Source organism: Allobacillus halotolerans, assembly GCF_018967645.1.
GTDB lineage: Bacteria > Bacillota > Bacilli > Bacillales > Alkalibacillaceae > Allobacillus > Allobacillus halotolerans.
Genome location: NZ_JAHLZF010000008.1, coordinates 79,436 through 100,217 on the forward strand (window position 1 = coordinate 79,436; position 20,782 = coordinate 100,217).

The 20,782-nt window shown below is 39.8% G+C and carries 10 protein-coding genes; 4 read left to right on the forward strand and 6 right to left on the reverse strand.

Annotation, left to right across the window (positions count from 1 at the left end; genetic code table 11):
* Positions 1–159 precede the first annotated feature (159 nt).
* Positions 160–1,071, reverse strand: a complete 912-nt coding sequence (locus KQ486_RS07150) for a cation diffusion facilitator family transporter (RefSeq protein ID WP_216687170.1) — start codon at positions 1,069–1,071, stop codon at positions 160–162.
* A 268-nt stretch (positions 1,072–1,339) separates the two neighbouring features.
* Between KQ486_RS07150 and KQ486_RS07155 the strand changes: the two genes are divergently transcribed.
* A complete protein-coding gene (locus tag KQ486_RS07155; RefSeq protein WP_216687171.1) occupies positions 1,340–2,479 on the forward strand; it encodes a tetratricopeptide repeat protein in 1,140 nt (379 codons plus the stop codon).
* 56 nt (positions 2,480–2,535) lie between these two features.
* Here KQ486_RS07155 and gdhA read toward each other — a convergent pair whose 3' ends face one another.
* Positions 2,536–3,912, reverse strand: a complete 1,377-nt coding sequence (gdhA, locus tag KQ486_RS07160; protein WP_216687172.1) for an NADP-specific glutamate dehydrogenase — start codon at positions 3,910–3,912, stop codon at positions 2,536–2,538.
* Between the two features lie 119 nt (positions 3,913–4,031).
* Here gdhA and gltC point away from each other — a divergent pair, with 119 nt between their 5' ends.
* From gltC to KQ486_RS07175, 3 genes are all read left to right on the forward strand, one after another.
* Positions 4,032–4,943: a glutamate biosynthesis transcriptional regulator GltC gene (gene gltC, locus KQ486_RS07165; protein WP_216687173.1), complete on the forward strand. Its 912-nt coding sequence runs from the start codon at positions 4,032–4,034 to the stop codon at positions 4,941–4,943.
* A gap of 76 nt (positions 4,944–5,019) precedes the next feature.
* Positions 5,020–5,727: an SDR family oxidoreductase gene (locus tag KQ486_RS07170; RefSeq protein ID WP_216687174.1), complete on the forward strand. Its 708-nt coding sequence runs from the start codon at positions 5,020–5,022 to the stop codon at positions 5,725–5,727.
* Positions 5,728–6,027 (forward strand): hypothetical protein, encoded by a 300-nt coding sequence (locus tag KQ486_RS07175; protein WP_216687175.1) that lies wholly within the window; start codon positions 5,728–5,730, stop codon positions 6,025–6,027.
* A 22-nt stretch (positions 6,028–6,049) separates the two neighbouring features.
* Here the strand turns inward: KQ486_RS07175 and KQ486_RS07180 are convergent, their stop codons facing one another.
* From KQ486_RS07180 to KQ486_RS07195, 4 genes are all read right to left on the reverse strand, one after another.
* Positions 6,050–6,703, reverse strand: coding sequence for a class A sortase (locus tag KQ486_RS07180; RefSeq protein ID WP_212367865.1), 654 nt, complete (start codon positions 6,701–6,703; stop codon positions 6,050–6,052).
* Positions 6,704–6,766: 63 nt separating this feature from the next.
* Complete coding sequence (locus tag KQ486_RS07185) at positions 6,767–16,375, reverse strand: Cna B-type domain-containing protein (protein WP_216687176.1); 9,609 nt, start codon at positions 16,373–16,375, stop codon at positions 6,767–6,769.
* 172 nt (positions 16,376–16,547) lie between these two features.
* Complete coding sequence (locus KQ486_RS07190; protein WP_274237397.1) at positions 16,548–17,672, reverse strand: response regulator; 1,125 nt, start codon at positions 17,670–17,672, stop codon at positions 16,548–16,550.
* Positions 17,659–20,727 carry a hybrid sensor histidine kinase/response regulator gene (locus KQ486_RS07195; RefSeq protein ID WP_216687177.1) on the reverse strand — a complete coding sequence of 1,023 codons (3,069 nt, stop codon included), beginning with the start codon at positions 20,725–20,727 and terminating at the stop codon, positions 17,659–17,661. Before KQ486_RS07195 ends, KQ486_RS07190 begins: the two co-directional genes overlap by 14 nt.
* Between the last annotated feature and the right edge of the window lie 55 nt (positions 20,728–20,782).

Genomic DNA, 20,782 nt, shown 5'->3' on the forward strand with positions numbered 1-20,782 from the left:
CCACGAAACGTTGATTTTGTGGGCTTTTATTTATGAGCGTAAATACTTAGCGACTGGCGTAACTCTGCCCGATAAATGTGGTGAACCGTCCGACAAACGCGACGAGCCGCCCGATAAACACGCCGAACCGCCCGACATATGCGAGGCTAAGTTTGTTATTTATGCCTTTTGATCATGATGACAAACCAATGAATCTCCATGTCCATGATCTTCACTCTCGAGCTGCACCGTCACATGACCGACTCCTTTTTCTTCTAAATCCGTTTCAATTTTTTTCAAAATAAGTTGACAGTCACGAATTGGAAGGTCGGGGTCCACTACAGCGTGGCAAGATAAAGCGTTTTGACCACTTGTAATACTCCATACGTGTAGATCATGAATAGAATGAACACCATCGACATTTTCAATCGTTTCAATAATTTCATCCATATCGACATTCTTTGGCGTTCCTTCCATCAGCACATGAAAAGATTCCTTCGTCACTCGAAAACCACTGATTAAAATCAGTATGGACACAAGAACACTCGCTAATGGATCGGCCCAGCCCCAACCGAAGAACATAATTAGTAAGGCTGCGACAATGGCACCGACGGATCCTAACAGGTCTCCTAAAACGTGTAAGAACGCCGCTCGAAGATTCAAGTTTTCTTCTGTATCGCCTTTTTTCATAATCCAGGCAACAATCAAATTGACGACAAGACCAATTGTCGCAATTAAGAGCATACCTGTTGATGCAACTTCCGGTGGGTTAACGAATCGATGATAAGCCTCGTAAAAAATGTACCCAGCAATTAAAACTAACGTGACGCCATTGAATACCGCCGCTAATATTTCAAAACGTTTGTAGCCATATGTTTTATCATAATTGGCCGATCGTTCCCCTAATGTAAACGCCAAAAATGCGACTCCCAATGAAATGGAGTCACTGAGCATATGGCCTGCATCGGCAAGCAAGGCCAAGCTATTGGTGATCAAGCCGCCGATGACTTCAACAACCATGAAAACAGTTATAATAATGAAACTGAACATTAATGACTTTTTATTCGCAGAATGTGAATGATCGTGTTCCAAATACAATCCTCCTTACAGCACAAGTAGCCTTTATGGTTTTCCAGAATCCATTTTTTAGAAAATACGATACGCTCTGTAGTCTACAATTCCCGAAATGGACCATACATAACACACTGTTCATTCCAATGATACACAATAAAATCCGGAAATTAAGAACTTCCATCTTTATTTTACGCTTTAATCGGACTATAATTCAACCGTAATGACTTCATTATTCAACCAACCATTGATAAACTAAAAACAGAAGAACAATCGAGGTGACAAAATTATGGATCTATTTGATATTGACGCACAGCTTGAACCATTAATCACAGAAACAAATAAAGAAGATTTGGAAGACATTAAGGACGAGTTTAAAAAAGCAAACTTCCGTAGCTTGTTGACAAAAATCGAACCACTTCAAGAAAAATATGAAGAGAACACCGAGCTGGTCACTGTTTTATCACTTATTCATGCAATCAGCTATTCACAAGTCGGTGATCAAAAACAAGGTGCGGCGATCATTCAAGGGCTGTATGAGGAGCTGGAGCAACCGACAATTGATGACCTCATGCTCTATAGCCACCTTGCTTATTTAAATGATTATAAGCTTTCAAGACGAATCATGTCGGACGCAGTTAAACGATTTGATGGAGAAGAAAACGTAGACCGCAACAAAAAGTCTCAAGCCTATTTATTGCTTGCGGAGGCTGAAGAAAAGTTACAAAAGTTCGGTCGAGCGATCAAGTACTATACGATTGCACTAGAACAGCTAGACCCAGATCATGAGGAAGAATATGATCTCGTACTTTACCAAATGATCAAACTTGGGAATCTTCATTCGATCAAAAAACAAAATGATGATGCTATTTATTATTTCAAGCAGGTTGTTGAATTGGCGAACGAAGAATTTATTCAATACAAAATCGACAGTTTAATTAGCTTAGGAAAAATCGCATCAACGAAGAGCGAGTATGAGGACGCTGTTTCGTATTTGGACGAAGCCATTACGCTATTAGAGAAATCATCCATTCAAGACAAAAGTATTTTCATTGAAGCCTATGTTGAAATGGCATACACCTATTTCATTCAATCGAAATGGGGAGAAGCCGTGCCATTTTATGAAAAAGCAATGAAGAAGTTACGTCAATTAGTAACCTATCCGAAAAGAGACTATGGAATGGTACTCATGCAATACGCATATAGTTTGGAAAATAAAGACCATCCGGACCAAAAAGCTGCCGGCAAAACATATGAACAAGCCATTGATGTGTTAGAAGAAGTGAATGAACCACAACTACTAGAAAGTGCGCTTGGTGATACGATTAAATTTTTCGATAAAACCAACCAACAGAAAAAGAAACAGCACTATGAAGAAAAGTTTGTTCAATTGACAAATGAACGTTCACTGCATAACCACATCCATTAAATAAAAAAGCCAACCAGGAGCTATACAGCTCTTGATTGGCTTTTTTTAATGAGAATTTATACACCTTGTGCAACAATCGCATCGGCGACTTTTATAAAGCTTGCGATATTCGCACCGACGACGAGGTTCTCGGAATCATCATATTTCTTCGCGGCTTCAATGCTTTCCGCATAAATATTTTTCATAATTTGTTGCAAACGAGCATCGACTTCTTCTTTCGTCAAATGTGTCCGCATATTATTCTGGGCCATTTCTAATGCTGATACAGCGACACCACCCGCATTGGCAGCCTTTGCTGGAGCCATCAATACGTCTTTGTCCAGTAAATAATTTACCGCATCATACGTACATGGCATATTCGCGCCTTCACCAACCGCTTTCACATTATTTTTCACCAATGCTTTTGCGGCATCGAGATCGAGTTCATTTTGCGTGGCGCATGGCAATGCGATATCACAAGGAAATGACCAAATATGTTCGCATCCTTCTACATACTTTGCATTTGAGTAGACGGTTGTATAATGCTGGACACGTTCTTTTTCATCTTCTTTAATTTGCTTCAAAAATTCAATATCCAAACCGTTCTCATCATAAATGCAGCCAGATGAATCACTGCATGCTACGACGGTCGCACCGAGTTCAGTCGCTTTTTCCATGGCATACAAAGCAACATTCCCGGAACCGGAAACAACGACTTTTGCACCTTCAAAGCTGTAGTCGTTATCTTCAAGCATCTCTTTTACAAAATAAATGGTTCCATAGCCGGTTGCTTCTTTCCGTCCTAAACTTCCACCAAACGCAAGTGGTTTTCCAGTCAATACGCCTGGTTCAAAACTATTACGCATTTTTCGGTACTGTCCAAACAAATAACCAATCTCTTGTTCGCCAACACCGACATCCCCTGCAGGCACATCGACATCCGGTCCGATGTGACGGCTCAATTCGGTCATGAAGCTACGGCAAAAACGCATAATCTCCAGGTCAGATTTCCCTTTCGGATCAAAATCCGCTCCACCTTTTCCACCGCCAATGGATTGTCCGGTCAATGCATTTTTGAAGATTTGTTCAAAGCCAAGAAATTTTACAATACTGGAATTGACCGTCGGGTGAAAGCGTAGGCCTCCTTTATATGGCCCGAGCAAGTTATTGAATTGAACTCTGAACCCACGATTTACTTGAACATTGCCTTCATCATCGACCCAAGACACTTTGAACGAAATCATGCGATCCGGTTCAACAATACGCTCCAAGATATTTAACTTCATATAAGCGGGATATTCATATAAAACCGGCTTAATTGTATCAAAAATCTCCCTAACGGCTTGCAAAAATTCGTATTCGCCCTCATTACGCTCTTCAACTTTTTTATAAACGCTTTTCATGTACTCATGTACTTGGTCTGTTTTCACTTCATTTAACTGACTGATAGACATAGAACAACCCCTCACATGATAGACTTTCTCTTTTATCTATCTTATAATAAACCAAATAATCGTTTCAATATAACAATTACATCAAACCTATGCATTAATTGCATAAATGGAGGTAAATGATGGAATTTAGACAACTGGAATACTTTATGGAAGTAGCCAAACGCGAGCATATGACTGATGCAGCAGAAGAATTGCACGTCTCACAATCCTCTGTCAGTCGCTCTATTTATAATTTGGAAGAAGAGCTTGGTGTTAAATTATTCATACGCGAGGGAAGAAATGTCCGCTTAACGCCAACAGGACAAATTTTTCTCGAGCGAGCCACGCAAATTTATAATTTAGCCGAAGAATCCAAACGAGAAGTGAAGGAATCGTTAAATCCTTATTCAGGTACGGTAAGAATTGCTTTTCCGATCAGCATGGCAGCACACACACTGCCTTCGATCATATATGCGTTCAGAAAAAAATATCCTGATGCGAAGTTTGAAATGAATAATGCATTGTTCAATGACTTAATCGGTGGCGTTAAAAAAGGCGATTACAATATGGCCATTACTGCACCGATTCCTAATGATGAGCAAGATACGCAAATCAAAAGTCGAACGCTATTCCGCGAAGAAATTGTCGCTCTACTACCGCTTCACCATCCATTGGCAAAGAAAAAATCGATTTCTTTACTCGAGTTAAAAGATGACCCATTTTGTATCCTGCCTGAAAGCTATATGTTCCACCAACTTGTGCTAGACTCTTGCCAGAATGCGGGCTTTGAACCTGAGATTGCCTTTGAAGGAACCGATATCGATGCACTCAAAGGATTGGTTTCTGCAGGACTAGGTGTTGCCCTTATGCCAGAGATGACGTTAATCGATAACATTCCACGAACAGCGGCCGCCGTTCGAATCAATGACCCGGTCATTCACCGCCCGGTTGGTGTCATAATCCCGACACAACGACAACTCTTACCGACCGAGCAACTCTTCTATGACTTTTTACATGAATATTTTGAGCGGTTGGATCAGTTTAGGGCGTAAATTACGGACGCGGACACCAAAATTGAAGTATGATAGAGTAAATTTTAGTTACGATTTTCTAAAGGAGGTCATTCCATTGAAACAACTAACTGGAAAAACAGCCATCGTCACCGGAGCAAGCAGCGGAATTGGAGCTGCGATTGCGGTTGAATTAGCTAGTGAAGGTGCAAATGTCGTGCTGGCTGCTAGACGGACGGAGAAATTAGCTGAAACCGAACAGCAAATCAAAGATCAAGGCAATGACAACGTGCTTTCTGTTCAAACGGATATTTCCAAGCAGGAAGATGTTGAAGATCTTATCAAACAGGCTGAAAATAAGTTTGGCCAGATCGATCTTTTAGTCAACAATGCAGGGCAAGTGCTGACTGGTCCGGTTCGTTCCGGAAAAGTCGATGAATGGGAAAAGATGATCGACACCAACATTAAAGGAACCTTGTATGCGATTGATGGCGTATTGCCAAGCATGGTCGAACGCTCAAGTGGGCATATCATCAATATCGCCTCCGTTTCCGGGTTCGAGGTCACGAAAAAAACTACCGTTTACAGTGCAACCAAATATGCCGTCCGTGCCATTTCGGCTGGTTTGGAAAAAGAACTGGCAAAAACCGGTGTCCGTGTCACAAATATTTCACCTGGGATGGTCGGTACCGAGAGAAACGGAAACGCACCGTGGCCGGGTGAACGGAAGAAATTGGAGACAAAAGATATTGCACGCGCAGTCGTCTACGCTGTGACTCAACCGGATTATGTGAATGTGAATGAAATTACGGTAAGGCCTGTTTAAATGGATGAGAAAAGCGTTCGATTCCCGTTGTGGTTACGGGATCGAACGCTTTTTTACTGGACTCATCACTTGATTTCTATTGGAAATTACCTCGTTCTATTGGACAAACCGCGAGTACTATTGGACAAAGTTAGGCTGCTATTGGACGAAATTTGGATTCTAATGGACAAAATCACGATTCTATTGGACAAAAATGCATTTCTTATGGACAATAACCCATCCTATTGGACAAAAAATACCTTTAATGGACAAGTTACCATTCTATTGGACAACTCACGTAATCTATCTTACTTCAATTGAAGAATTAGAGACCATCCATCATTCAGTTAAAGATTTCCTCCGAATAATCATAGATCATTCGCAAATCCCCCTGGACCATGACCCGATTATGCGGTTCGCTCGGGATGTCGCACGTCAGCAGTGTGATTTCATCTTTCCCATTATCTTGAATGACCTCTGTTTCACTTTCTTCAATGACACTCGGATCATTCACTCGATATTCGAATACCCTTTCCATATCCGTCACATAAACGATATCGCCATGTTGCAACCGGGGAATATCGTGAAAAAGCAATCCTTCTTGTTTCATTCGATGCCCAATAATTGAATAGTTTCCTTGTCCTAGCTCTTCGTAATCTTTCATTTCGCCTGCACCATACAACAAATTGGTGTTATTTACAGTCCCATAAATCGGCAATTTCAAACCTGTTCTCGGAATGTACATGAATGCGACTGGATCACCTTTGAAATTCATCGATTTAAAAACATCCATTTCGCTCGGTAGTTCATTGACAGTTTCTTCTTTTCCGCCTTTTGCCCGATTCATTTTTAAGTCTTCACTATTGAGTCGATTCATTTCATTCATGGTTTTATCAACATTTCGATCAATAATGTAATCTTTCAGAAAGGGAGCTGCGATGAAAAATACTCCAAGCACCAAGAATGTACCGACTAGCCCGTATTGCCATTTTTTCATAAACCCTCACCTTTTGAAGAACCTAGCCAAGAGCATCTCAGCTAGGTTCCTATCAAATTGAATTTACTCTTCTGACTGAGCGTTCTTTCTTCTGGAAAAAACGATGATGCTAACAGCTAATGCGATAAAGATTGTACCAATTCCGATCATAATCGCTCTTGAACGTTCCCCAGCTCTAGGAAGATTCGTATCATCACTTTCAGATTTGACGGAATCATCGTCTGCGTTGACATCCTCTGTTTTCGTATTCACAATCTCAAATCCATCATCTGTTTCGTGAATCGCTGACTCGTACCCTTCGACTTCATCCTCTTCAACCGTATACGTATACGCTCTTCCTTCTTGATCAAACTGATTTAAATCTAAGAATTCGTGCGTCCAATCCGTATCAGCGGTTAATTCAACCGTTTCAAGCACCATTCCGTTTTGAAGGAGATGGACCGTAATCGATCCCGGACGATTTTCTTCATCGTCATTCTTCCATTCTTTCAAAACTTCAATCGAATGTTTCCCGATTCGGGTATTGGTGATATCAAAACCGTTGACTTCGGATGCATAGCCTTCTACAGGTTCTTCTTCAATGGCATACGTATAAGCCACACCATTTTCGTCAAATGATTCTAATTGATCAAATTCATAGCTCCAGCCATCCGCTTCTGTGATTTCAACCGTGTCATACACTTCTCCATTTTGCAGCAAATGGACGGTGATGGATGCTGGACGTGATTCAGAATCATCATCTTTCCAGCTCTTTGTAATTTCAATCGATTTTTGTTCAGACCTTGTATTCGTGATGTCAAAACCATCTACTTCTGATTGATACCCTGGGACATCTTGTTCCTTGACGGTGTATTCGATTTCGACACCATTCTGATCATATTTGTCGAGGTCTGTGAATTGATATTTCCAATCCTCGTCAGCCGTAACGACTCTCGTATCGACAACGGTTCCATTTGCCAATAGATTCACAGAAATCTGTTCTGGACGGTCTTCGGAGTCATCATCCACCCACGTTTTCTCACCGGATACAGATGTCTGGCCGACACGCAAATTGGTAATATCATAGCCGTCTACTGTCGATTCATAACCATCAACCGGCTCTTCTTCCACCGTATAATCATAAGCCACACCATTCTCATCAAATTCTGGTAGCTCATCAAATCGATAGGTCCAATTGAATTCAGCTGAAACTTCTTGTTCGTCGATGACTTCCCCATTTTGTAACAAGGAAATGGAGATGGATTCTGGTCGCTCATCTGAGTTGTCATCCAACCAAATTTTCTCACCTGCTACTGATGTTGTACCCACACGGAGGTTTGTGATGTCGAACCCGTTGATGATTGTTTCGTAACCTGAGATTGGTTCCTCTTGGATACTATACGTATATTCAACACCTTCGTTATCATACTGATCCAAATCTGAGAATGTATGGGACCACTGATCAGATGCAGTAATCGTTGCTTCTTGAACAATTTGATCGTTCTGTTTCAGATAAACTTTGATCGATTCTGGACGGTTTTCTGAATCATCGTCTAACCATGTTTTTGTCACAGTCACGTCTGTCTTCCCAGAGCGAGTGTTTGTTAGATCATGTTGGTCAGTTTCCTTCGTATATCCCTCGACCTCTTCTTCATCAATGGTGTAATCATACGCTGCACCCTCGTCATCAAATTGATCCAAGCCAGTGAATTGATACTGCCAATCTGTTTCCTCACTTACTTGTTTCGTATCAATTACATTTCCGTTTTGCTTTAACTGGACCGTAATTTCATCTGGTCGCTCCGGATTGTTATCATCCAGCCATGTTTTGGCGCCTTCAATAGAAGTCTCACCTACACGGAGGTTCGTAATATTAAATCCGTCGATGCTTGTTTCATAACCTTCTACCGGCTCTTCTTCAACCGTGTACGTATATGCCTGACCATTCTCATCAAATGCTTCAAGGTCTTCAAAAGTGTACGTCCAACCGTCTTCTTCTTTGACGGTCACCGTTTCAAAAACGTCACCATTTTGAAGTAAGTGAACTGTTACTTCGCTCGGTCGTTCTTCTGAATTGTCATCTAGCCAACCTTTTGTGACGACAATATCTTTTTGCTCAGCTCTCGTATTGATTAAATTGAAACCATCATTGTCCGAGTCATAGCCTTCGACATCCTCTTCGGCAATTTTATATTCGTAAATGACGCCATCTTCATCGTATTTGTCTAAATCACCGAAATGATACCTCCAATTATCCTCAGCAGAGATATTTTTCGTATCGATGACAGCATTATTTCTCAGTAGATTCACGGTTACAGAGTCTGGTCGATCTTCTTCATTGTCATCATTCCATGTTTTCGTGCCTTCAACTTCAGTAGTTCCGACACGGACATTGCTTACAATAAATCCTTCCTCTGAGTTTCCAGTAATACTGGAAAGATTATAATGATCAGTTAGCCCTTTTTCTTCAACTGTATACTCATATCGATCTCCTGTTGGATCATATACCGCCAGATTCTCAAATGTATGCTGCCATTCACTTGAATCGTCAATCGTTTCTTCCGTCAAATATTCTCCATTTCGATGTAATTCGATCGTTACTTCTTCCGGACGTTCTGTATCATTCTCATCATCTAACCATTCTTTTGTGACATCAACAGAAGTTGTTGACACGTTCGTAATGGCGAATCCATTCTGCTTATCACCGAAAATGCTTTCTTGTTTATAACCATCCATAGGCTTTTCTTTTACGGTGTATTCATAAGCAACCCCGTTATCGTCGAATTCATCCAAATCGGAGAATGTGTGCTGCCATTGACCTTCTTCATCTGAAGAAATGGTGGCAGATTGAAAAGGGTCACCGTTTCGGTATAAATCCACTTCTACCTCTTCAGGGCGTAAATCTACCTGACCACCATCGTTCCATTCTTTTGACACATCAATCGAGATGACTCCTTCACGTACGTTGGTAATTTGAATCCCATCCGGCGTTTCCTGTTGAGTTGTTTTATAACCATCCACTGGTAATTCTTTCACCTCATACGTGTATGGCTGTCCTTCATCATCGAATAATGCCAGCTGATCAAAAGTATGCTCCCAATCATCTTCTGGGCGAATAACCTTTGTATCAACAGCCTGATCCTCATTGTCACTACGATAAAGCTCGACCGTAATTTGAGCTGGTCGGTCATTCGTCGCGTTTTCATCGTCCAACCATTCTTTCGAAACTGTAATAGATGTTTGGTCCGAACGTGTGTTAATTAGGTCATAACCGTCGACTTCTTTCTCATATCCATCTACCGGCTCTTCATCGATGATATATTCATACTCCACACCTTGTTCGTCGTATTGGTCTAGATTTTCAAATCTATATGACCGATCATCTTCCGCGTTCACTGTCTGTGTTTCTCTGAATTCCAAGTCACCTTCACGGGTCAAGACTACAGTGATTTCTTCTGGGCGATCGGACGTTTCTTCTTCATCTAGCCATTTTTTGGTGCCTTCAACATTTATTTTTCCGGTTCTGGTGTTTGTGATATCAAACCCATCATAAGATGATTGATAACCTGAAATTGATTGCTCTTCAATGTAATATTCATAAGCTTCACCATTGTCGTTATACGAAGCCAATCCACCAAAACTATATTCCCAATTTTCTTCAGCTGTCACTGTTTGTTCTTGAACAAAATCATCGTCGCCTTCTCGTTTAAGCTCTACGGTAATTTCCTCAGGACGATCTGGTGAACTGTCATCGAGCCACGTTTTCGTACCGGAGAAGGATGTCGTTCCAGTTCGGACGTTTGTGATTTCAAATTCTGTATAGTCATCCCCTACTGGAGTAACGACGGTAGAGTAACCTGGTACGTTTTCTTCCTCTACTGTGTATTCGATGGTTTGGCCTTCACTGTCAAATTTATCAATGTCAGTAAACGTATGTTGCCAATTACCATTTTCATCAGGTCTGATAACTACAGATTTAACTGTTTCTATCTCGTTGTTTTCCTTCGATTTAATTAAATTGACGGTAATACTGTCTGGGCGATTGGCAGTTTCTTCTGTATCCAGCCACTCTTTTGATACATCAATGTCCATTTTCTCGGAACGTACATTTGTAAATGTATAGCCTTCGTCATTATTACCAGAGCGTTCAGAAGTATAGTTATCTCCCGGATCAACTTCTATTACTTCATATCTATAAAGCTCACCACCTGGTGCGTACACCGGCAAATTATCGAAAGTATGACTTTGACTATCTTCGTTACCGTCAAAAGTTACTGTTCTATAATCTTCGTCTGCATTTCGTTGCAAATGAATGGTAACCGGTTCACGGTCAGCTGGATTTTCATCTTTCCAGATTTTTTCGACGTCAATGGACGTTTCAGTAACGTTTGTGATTGTATATCCGTCTTCTGCGTTACCTGAGATTTCTTGTCTTTGGTACCCTTCTACGTCACTCTCTTCGACTGTGTATGCGTACTTTTCTCCATTTGAATTAACGGCGTCTAAATCTTCGAAGGTACCATACCAGTCGTTTTCTTCATTTAATTCAATGGATTGGTCTTCAAGTGACGTTCCATTTTGAAGGATATCTACGGTGATCGATTCTGGACGAAGACTTTCGTTGTCACCGTCATTCCATTCTTTTTTTACCGATATGTCGACAAGTTCATAGTTATCAACTGTAATACTCACTTCATGTTTCTCATTTTGTAGCTCAATTTCAAACTCAATATCCTTCCAGTGTTTTTGATAACCCTCAATTGTTGACGTTTCCACGAACTTATATGTTCCAGGTCGAAGGTCATTAATGAAAATCTTTCCGTCGCTGTCTGTCTCATGTTGTGTCGAAACATAACTACCTTCATTGACCAATGAAACGTTTTCTAGAGTAAAATGAACACCTTCTAATCGTTTCTCTGTGTCTGCATCTTGTTTAATTAATTCCACAGAGCCTTTGATAATGTCATTCTCAATTGCATCGTTACCTGTATAAGCAATGTATTTTGTATCTGTTACGCCACTCTCTACACTAAATGATTTTTCATTATCTGAACCAATTGTATACCCCAGTGGAGCTTCTGTTTCAACTAGAGTATAATCACCCTCTGGCAATCCAGTAATGTCAAGTAATCCTTCATCATTCGTTGTTAGTTCAGTGTACCCTTCAACATCATTCCCTGAATTATCAATCACCTTAAATTCCGCGTTTGATAAAGGGACATTTGTTTCGCTGTCGACTTTCAATACTTCAATGTGTGCTAAAGGTTCATTTTCAATTGTTCGACTAAGCGTAGATTCTAAGTGAACGTCGTCTATTTTAACTTCAACCTCAATTGCTTCGTCAAGTAGAATGTAACCTTCCGGAGCTTTGGTTTCTTCAATTGAATATATACCTGGCTTGAGATCAGTAAATTCCACTTTACCATCTTCATCAGTTGTTTGAGTCTGTGAATTAAAATCCTCAGAGTAAAGTCCACTATCATAGTTTAATTTAAACTCTGCTCCTGCTAACCTTTCTTTTGTCACACTATCTATTTTAGTCAATTCAATTGAAGTCGTTTTGACACTGTTTTCAATTACCCCTAATTCTAAAGGTTCAGGATTTTCTTCCTCACTGCGATCAATTGTAAAATCGATAGGTGTATCATTTATTGAAAACCCATATGGTGCTTGAGTTTCTACCAGCTTATAATCACCTGGGCGTAAATCCTTAATCTCTACCAAGCCATCTCCATTAGAGGTTACTACTCTATCAACATATCCATTTGTATCTTGTATTTTAAATTCAGCACCTTGCAAACCAACATCTGTATGATCTGCATCCACTTTTTCAAATTGGACCGTGCGAGGGATTAATTCATTTTCAACCTCGATAGTATCAATCTCAATTTGTTCTGGTTCAATTGTAAAATGATGTTCATCATCATTAACTTTATAATGTGTAGCAGGGTCTGTTTCAATAAAGTAATAATCACCTGGTTCTAAATTTTCTACAAAAATGGTGCCTTCTGAATCAGTTGTATGAGTACTCACTTCAGGATCATCTGCATTTATCAACTCAAATTTGACACCTGATAATTCCGTTCCATCTGTTCCATCTACTTTAGTTAGCTGAACATGTCTCTTTATCTCATGGTTTTCAACTGTATGCTCTGATAACTCTGAATCAACTGTCACGGTTTCTGTATCATCTATTCCGACAACATAACCTTCTGGGGCTTCTGCTTCCTTCAATTGATAGTCAGCATGCAATAGATTTTCAAAAGTCACGACCCCATCAGCATCCGTTGTTGCCGAATCAATCAATACTTCTCCTGTTTCGTCGTACAACTCGAAGATCGCTCCTTCAAGTGTCGTGTCAGAGTCATCCGCATCTACTTTGGTTACTTGAAGTGAACCAACCTCACCGTAGATAGTTCCAGAAATCGTTGAAAAGTCGATCTCTCTGACAATGTTCGAATCGGTTTCAAGTTCTCCTGTTTGTTCAGCATCGAACTTCAATTCATTTGAAATACTTTTCTCTTCACCCGCATAGAGGATATACGAGTCATATTCCAACACATACGGCCTATGAATTTCATCTGTGAATGAAATAGTGAACTGGTCTTGCCCACTCTCGTTTTTCATAGTCTCTAATTCATAGTCTCTTCCTTCTTCTAATGGATCTTCGTTTTTAGTAATACCTGATTCTGTTACATCTGTGCCATATACTTCAATAGTGTCTGACAGCAATCTTTGGTTGATACTCAGTGTATCTGTAAGTGAGAGATTGTTTACCGTTGATTGCGTATAGTTGATTCGGATATCCCAATTGACTATACGCCCATTTTGAGAAGCTTCTTTATTGGTATATTCTCCTCCATGATCAGGACTAACCGTTGCATCAACTTGAATATCATCAGAATTATCAACCGTAATCAATGCCTCATTCTCATATGATCGCTCAATTAACATGTCATTTAAGTCTGTTGTAAATTCAATCAGGTAAGGAGAGTTTATATTCCTGAGAGCGACATTAAAACCAGGCTCGTCATTTTCACCTGAAATATCAGTGAGACTGAATTGGTCAGTCACATCTTCCCCTTTGCTGTAACCCTTTTCTTCACCTGTCAACTCCATCTTGTATACAGCAACTTTATTAATGTCAAAGTTTTGTTCGCCTTGAATAATGTCTTCTACCTCAACGTTTTTTAACGTTTCTTTATTGTAGTTAACGCCAATTCTCCAAGTAATTTCTTTTGTTTCTGGATTATAGGAACCATTTTTAAACCCATTATTTTGTGTGTATTCATCAGGTGTAAATGTTGCTGTTCCTGTTTTCGTTACTTTTTGGGTTTCGTTTTCCGGAATCCACTCTAAGGAAGCATTATTGACGAAACTTCCTTCTGAAAGATCCGCCTTATCAAAATCAATTTCAGTGGTATAAGTAATAACTACTTTTTCAGTTAAGATTTGATTAAAATTAATCTCAATTTTACCGGTGTCTTCGGCAAAATCAAAAGTAAAATGGTTACCTTCTGTCCATTCATTCCCACCGTGGGTCACTTCTAGGTTCTTTGGTGTAAAACCGTTCGGTAATGTATCAAACACACCCACGTCTTCCATCACATGTTCATCCCGATTGATTTCAATACGCCAATTCGTCTCTTTTGCATTGTAATTAGTATTTCCGTCGTGAGACTTCGTGAAGATTCCTTGGCTGACAAACTGACCGCCACTTATAATATTATCAAATTCATCTTTAATTTCATTTTCAACTGTAAATCCTTCGTCAACTCGATCTACAACCGTGGTTTGATATAAAATTTTATACGGTTCATTAATTGAATCTTGAAATTGCAATTCAAAACCTTCATCCGTTTTAGTCATCGTATATCGTGATTCATCAATCGTTTCCGTACTCGCTTCCTCTCCTGTATTAGGGTTAATTGAAACTTCCAACACTTCAAAACTATCATCTACTAATTGTTGATTCTTTCCAAAAACATCAGTCAGCTTGGCATTTCCTTCGTCAATCGCTTTCTCATCATAGTTATACTTAACTTCCCAATCAATTGTCTGTGCTACATCATCATATTCAATAGCATCTTTTTCCAATGGTTGACCACGTGTTACAGCAACTGACGCTTCAGCATCTAAAGGGTCGATATTATTCCCGTTTATTGTTGCTTTATTCGTATAACTTTCCCCAGTCCGATCGTTCACTTCCGTGTCATAAACGACCCGGTAGGCAGAATCGATTTCTCCCAATTCAAGGGGGAATCCAGTACTAAATTCTTCCGTCACTTCTGTTTCACTAACAACAGTTCCGTCAGCATTCATTTCTAATTCATAAACGTGCATCGTACCATTTACAAACGAATGATCTCCTTCAGTTATTTCATCATTTAGTACAGCATTTTCTATCGTTTGCAAGTTTTTATTGAAATCTACTGTCCAAGTGATTGTCTCGGTATTATAGTCTTTATTTGGAACACCGTTTTTATCTATTGAAGAACCGGACGGTATGAATTTGATAGGAAATTCAAGCGATTCTTCACCATTGATTGGTATGGTGATCGGGCCAGGTTCTGCTGGTCCATTATAGTCTTCATCGAACGAAGCTTTTAGCTTAATCTCACCAGCAATGTTTGAGTGATTGGTAATTTGCTCGTTGAATTTGATTTCAATGTTATTTCCATTTGTTGTAAATGAACCAAAAACTGTATCGCCTAGCGACAGTTCTTCTGGTTCAGCCACTTGTGGAATCGAAAACACTTCCGGAACTTCAATCGTATAAGTAGAACCATCCCCATAGTTATGTCCATTGGGTAGCTTGAATTTATAGGTCATATTAACGTCCAAGCGATTATATGGAGGTTCGATTATGATCGGCTCTCCTGGTGTTAGTTCCTCGTTTTCACCATTCATGATCTTTTGCAAGGTTACACCTGTAATTATGTTTTCAGTTATTTCGCTATTCAGTACTTCACTGGATGAATGAGACTGAATTTTTCCTTGGCCAGCATCCTTTGTTTCTTCTGTTTCATCAGTTGGATTTACCGCCGACTCATCTTTTTGCTGCGAATCTTTTTGAGAGGTTGCTGATGAATCCTCTCCGCCTTTTTCATTCTGTCCTTGTTCATCTTGGTCTTCTTGCACCTCTTCATCCGCCGCTTCTTGCTCCTCTTCATCCGTAATAGTGTCAGATCCATCTACTGAATCCTTACCATTTTCATCCATATGAGATTCACTCGCTGACTCTTCAAACTCCTCCTCTACGGCTGGCTCTTCATTAACTTCTTCGTTAACATTCGTCAAGGTCACATCTACTGTAAATTGCCCGCTTGCTTCTGGAGCACCCTCAATTTCCTCATTAAAAAACACCTCTACAAGGCCTTCAGTAGAAGCAGTAAACGTACCGACTTCAACATCTTCAATTTGAAGTGTTCCATCTTGATCTTGTTCAATCAAGACGTCCTCTGGAACAGTGAACGATTCAGTGTATTCATACTGGATGTCTTTACCGTTCACATCCCATTGAACATGGAGCTGCGCAGCCCCCTCCTCTGTTTCACTCTCCTCTACTGTCATTTCTGTAAATACACTGTCATCTTCCTTCTCATTTGTTGGTTGTCCGGTCAATCCTAAACTGGTCGTAAATGTTTGTAACATCATTAGGAAAATGACTGATAACGCGATTGTACGTTTCATTATATATGCCCCTTTCTAGTCCTACTGTATATGTAGAAAATTTAAGTTTACATTGACTAAATTTTGATTTTATCTGCTTATAAATTACTAGAAAAGAGTATACAGAAACTATACATTGCTAATTTTCTTCATGAAAAAAGAGCGCTATCGATTCAGCGCTCCAGTTTCGACATTATTTTTTATTTAGTGAACCGATCTGACTCTCGTACCAATCGATCACTTTTTCACTTAGTCCAACATCCAATTCTTCCTCTAACATATTGGTCAACTCATGATAATATTGATTGACGAGCATCGTTTTTCCGTCGGCAGCATATGTTTTCATTAATTCAAAATAGCCTTCTTCTTCCATGGGATACCGTTGATAAATTTCGAAAGCGTGTTTCAACGCTTCGTCCAATTGTTGATTTTGACGATACCAATCGATCACCTTCATTTTTGAAGTAAGCCAAAGCATTCTCATGCGAAATTGATCATTGTCCGCCCAAATGAAATCATAGCCTTGAAAATATTCTCCTGTGAAAAAGGTTAATGCTCGTTCATATTCTTCAATGTTTTCCTCACAAACGGACTCATTCAGTCTGAGAAGCTGTTCGAATTGATCAACATCTACTTTTACATCCTTCAATGCTATACGATATCCATTTCCCTCACTGAGGATTGAAATTTTTTCCTTGAAAATCTTGATTGTTTTTCTCACCTGATAAACAGTCGAGTATAACTGCGTTTGTGCTTTTTCGATGATAAAATCTGGCCAAAGCAGTTCAATCAATTCTGATTTACTGACCATTCGGTCCCGATGATGGATCAAGTAGAAAAAGAGTTGCTGGGCCTTTGATGTCCTCCACTTCAATGAGACTGCTCGGCCATCACGAACTATTGACGGGTCTCTGAATAATTGGATGTGTAGAGATTCTTCTTCTGTTTGACGGTGATTTTTCAACAGATCCATCTGCTTTTTCAGTCGCTTAGTCGTGGATTGTATTCGTTCGAATTGAATCGGTTTTAACAAATAATCGAGTGAATTCAGTTCAAATGCTTTAATCGCAAAATGATCAAAGGCTGTTACAAACACAATGGAGGAGTTTGGGTTCATTTCGGTGATCTTTTCAGCCAATTCAATTCCGTTTAAACCAGGCATTTCAATGTCCAAAAACACAACATCCACTTTCATTTCGGTCAAAGCTTTTTTCGCCTCGATAGGATTCGTATACTTCCCAACGATTTCATATTCAGCTATTTTATTCAACAAATGTTCCAGGTAATCCAACGCCAACGGTTCATCATCTATGAGCACGGCTTTCAACAGATCCACCTCCAGTTGATTGAGTAGGAAAAGAATTTATATTAAAAGCAATGACAGTACCGATTCCTTGTTTACTTCTCACCTTCAAACCTTCGCCAAAATGTTTGATGAGCCGTTTATTTGTATTTAACAGTCCAACACCTTTTGTCTCATGATCTTCAATCGATTGAATGACCGAGTCTTCCATTCCAACACCATCATCCTTTATGATAATCCTCAAATAATCTATTTTTCGAAAGACTTTTATTTCGATTCTACCACCATCCGGTTGTTTCATAATTCCGTGTTGAATTGCATTTTCCACAATCGGTTGAATGGTTAAAGCCGGTAATTGAAAACCTTCAATATCACCGATCTCCCACCTTACATCCAGTTTATCACCGAAACGAACCTGCTGGATATATAGATAAGAACGAACGATCGAAACCTCTTCATCCACTGTGATCCATTTATAGGCCGCGTCAAAATCAAATTTGTTTCTCAAAAACTTACTGAATTCATCAATTAACTTTTGTGTTTTTGCAGCATCCATCATACTTAATGCATTGATCGTATTTAATGTATTAAAAATGAAATGAGGTCGAATTTGAGCTTGCAACCACCTTGTCTCAAGCGCTAATTGTTCCTGAGTCATCTTTTTCAAATTTGTGAGGTGGCGGACGCGGGCTCTCAACTCCTTTGTCTCTACTGGTTTGCTAATATAGTCATTTGCGCCAACCCGAAAGCCTGTATCAATGTCATTCGGGTGGTTTCTCGCTGTCAATAATAGAATCGGAAGTTCAGTTTGATTGTAACGTTCTCGGATTTTTCGCGTCAGATCATACCCTGACATCCTTGGCATCATGACATCGATAATCAATAAGTCCCATTGCTCGTTATCCAGATAATCCATAAACTCTTCGACGTGCTGAACACCCATCAGCTCATAGTTTTCCTCTGATAGTACAGACTCAATGACATTCAGATTCACCAAATCATCATCAATGATTAAAATTTTCGAATGCAAGTCATCAGATTCACCTTGAACAGGTTCTACTAAATACTTTTTAGGCAAAAATGGTTTTACAGCAGACGAAATTTCAGGAATCTCTTCCTCACTGATCGGCAACGTAAATCTAGCAATGGTTCCTTTGTTTTTTTCCGAATCAATAGAAATCTCTTCACCATGCAGTTCGACTAATTGCTTACTGATGTTCAGTCCAAGCCCAAATCCTTCCGATTGGTTACGTGTGTTCCTTCCTTGATGATAGGGATCAAAGATTTGTTGGACAGTCTCCTCGTCCATACCAACGCCAGTATCTGAGATCGTAACAACGACCTTGTCGTTTTCAACTCGAGCATCTACGGTAATCTCACCTTCATCCGTGTATTTAACCGAATTATGAAGGAGATTATACAACACTTGAATGATCCGATTTTGATCTGCCTGAACTACCGGCACATCGTCAGGCACCCGGTTCACCAGTTGAACCTTGTTTTCATTGATCGTATACCGAAACATGTCAAGAACCCCACCCACAATCGACTGGAGGCGAAACGGTGAAGGAGAAATTGTTGGCTTGGTTATTTTCAAATTAGCTATCTCAAATAAATCATCAAGCAATAGAGATAGACGGTTACCAGAAATCAAAACCGTCTCCAATTCCTTTACACTTCGTTGATCCAATCGATCTTTGTTTCGCTCAATGGTCGTTTGCGTTAAGTTCAACATGCTATGTAGTGGATTTCTTAATTCATGTGATGTTTTGACCAAAAATTCATCTTTCTCATCAGAAATTTTCCGTAATCGATGTGCTTGCTCCTGAGAATTTTTATATAGTCCAACATATTGAATGATCCACATCATCGTAAAACAGCCGATGGTAACCAGTAAGTCAATCGGATAAAAATACGTGTTGATCCCTTGTATATTCCAAATCCCCCACCAGATATAACTATTTAATAGAGCGATTAAGGCTAGCTGCATCCATACGCTGTTTTTGTTTTGGTTTTTGAACAGTAGAATGATTGCAAGAACCAATGCTACGATAAAAAACAGACTAAAGAAACCTTGTAATTGCTCCAACGATTGAACTGGCATAGCAAAAATCGCAATCGTCAAAACAATTGTGAGATAAGCAATGATTCGTTGCGCGTTTTGATTGATCGTTAACGAAGTATTTTTCACTAACAGCCATAAAGCGAATACCAATCCGACCGATGCTGCGTTCGCTAGTTTCAAGTTCCATAGATAATCAAGGTCTAACCAGACAGCCAAGAGTTTTTCATCACTTCCCAATGAATGGGTAACGATTGCGCCAAATAATAATAATGAGACTTGTATGAATGACCAATTTCGATCATTGATGAAAAACAAACTGACTGCATAAATGGCACAAAGTACAAACGCGACGAAAATGATTAACTGCATAGTATAGGATGATTGATTCTCGGAAAGCACTTGAGAGGTTTCTCCGAATTTAACCGAGCGGACGATTCCGCCGTCAGAGGGGTTCAAATGATTGGCAGCCTGTAACTGAATCGTGATGACACCATCCTCATTCGGTGAAAATGTAGCTGTATATGGTAAGTTTTTTGCAACATAATCCGCTCGGGATGTAGCGATTGTTCCTGACTGTTCGACCTGTTGCCCATTAACAAATAAAGCCGAAGCATTCCTGATGCTCGGAAAATGTAAACTATATGTATACGGTTGATCAGGGTCTACTAAGATGGTCAGTTCATATGTACCATAGGCAACCGATGAATCTTCCTCCGCTAAGCTCTCGGACCATTGGCCTGGAACGTCGACCGTCGAGTACGCCTCCCCCAGATCGGACGAAAGCCTATTTGGAAAAAATCGCCACTCCCCATCCAAGTTGACCGTTTGTCCATCGATGATCGAAGTATCGCTTAGATCCAATAACCCTTCCTCAATTGCGGGCCGACCCGCTTCGCTTGGAACAAAAATCGTCATCCAAGCCATGCGTAATAGGGCCAATAGCAATATAAAACCTATGATTATGAGCCAAACATTCTTTTTATTCGTTTGACCAGAACTATTCATTAGTATACGACCTCTTTTACGATTTCATTATGATTCAAACATATACTATTTTCCT

Bases quoted from the DNA above. Each gene is read 5' to 3' on its own strand.
- KQ486_RS07180 (WP_212367865.1), bottom strand. From the start codon at position 6,703: ATGAAAAAATGGCAATACGGGCTAGTCGGTACATTCTTGGTGCTTGGA.
- KQ486_RS07195 (WP_216687177.1), bottom strand. From the start codon at position 20,727: ATGAATAGTTCTGGTCAAACGAATAAAAAGAATGTTTGGCTCATAATC.
- KQ486_RS07185 (WP_216687176.1), bottom strand. From the start codon at position 16,375: ATGAAACGTACAATCGCGTTATCAGTCATTTTCCTAATGATGTTACAA.
- gdhA (WP_216687172.1), bottom strand. From the start codon at position 3,912: ATGTCTATCAGTCAGTTAAATGAAGTGAAAACAGACCAAGTACATGAG.
- gltC (WP_216687173.1), top strand. From the start codon at position 4,032: ATGGAATTTAGACAACTGGAATACTTTATGGAAGTAGCCAAACGCGAG.
- KQ486_RS07175 (WP_216687175.1), top strand. From the start codon at position 5,728: ATGGATGAGAAAAGCGTTCGATTCCCGTTGTGGTTACGGGATCGAACG.
- KQ486_RS07155 (WP_216687171.1), top strand. From the start codon at position 1,340: ATGGATCTATTTGATATTGACGCACAGCTTGAACCATTAATCACAGAA.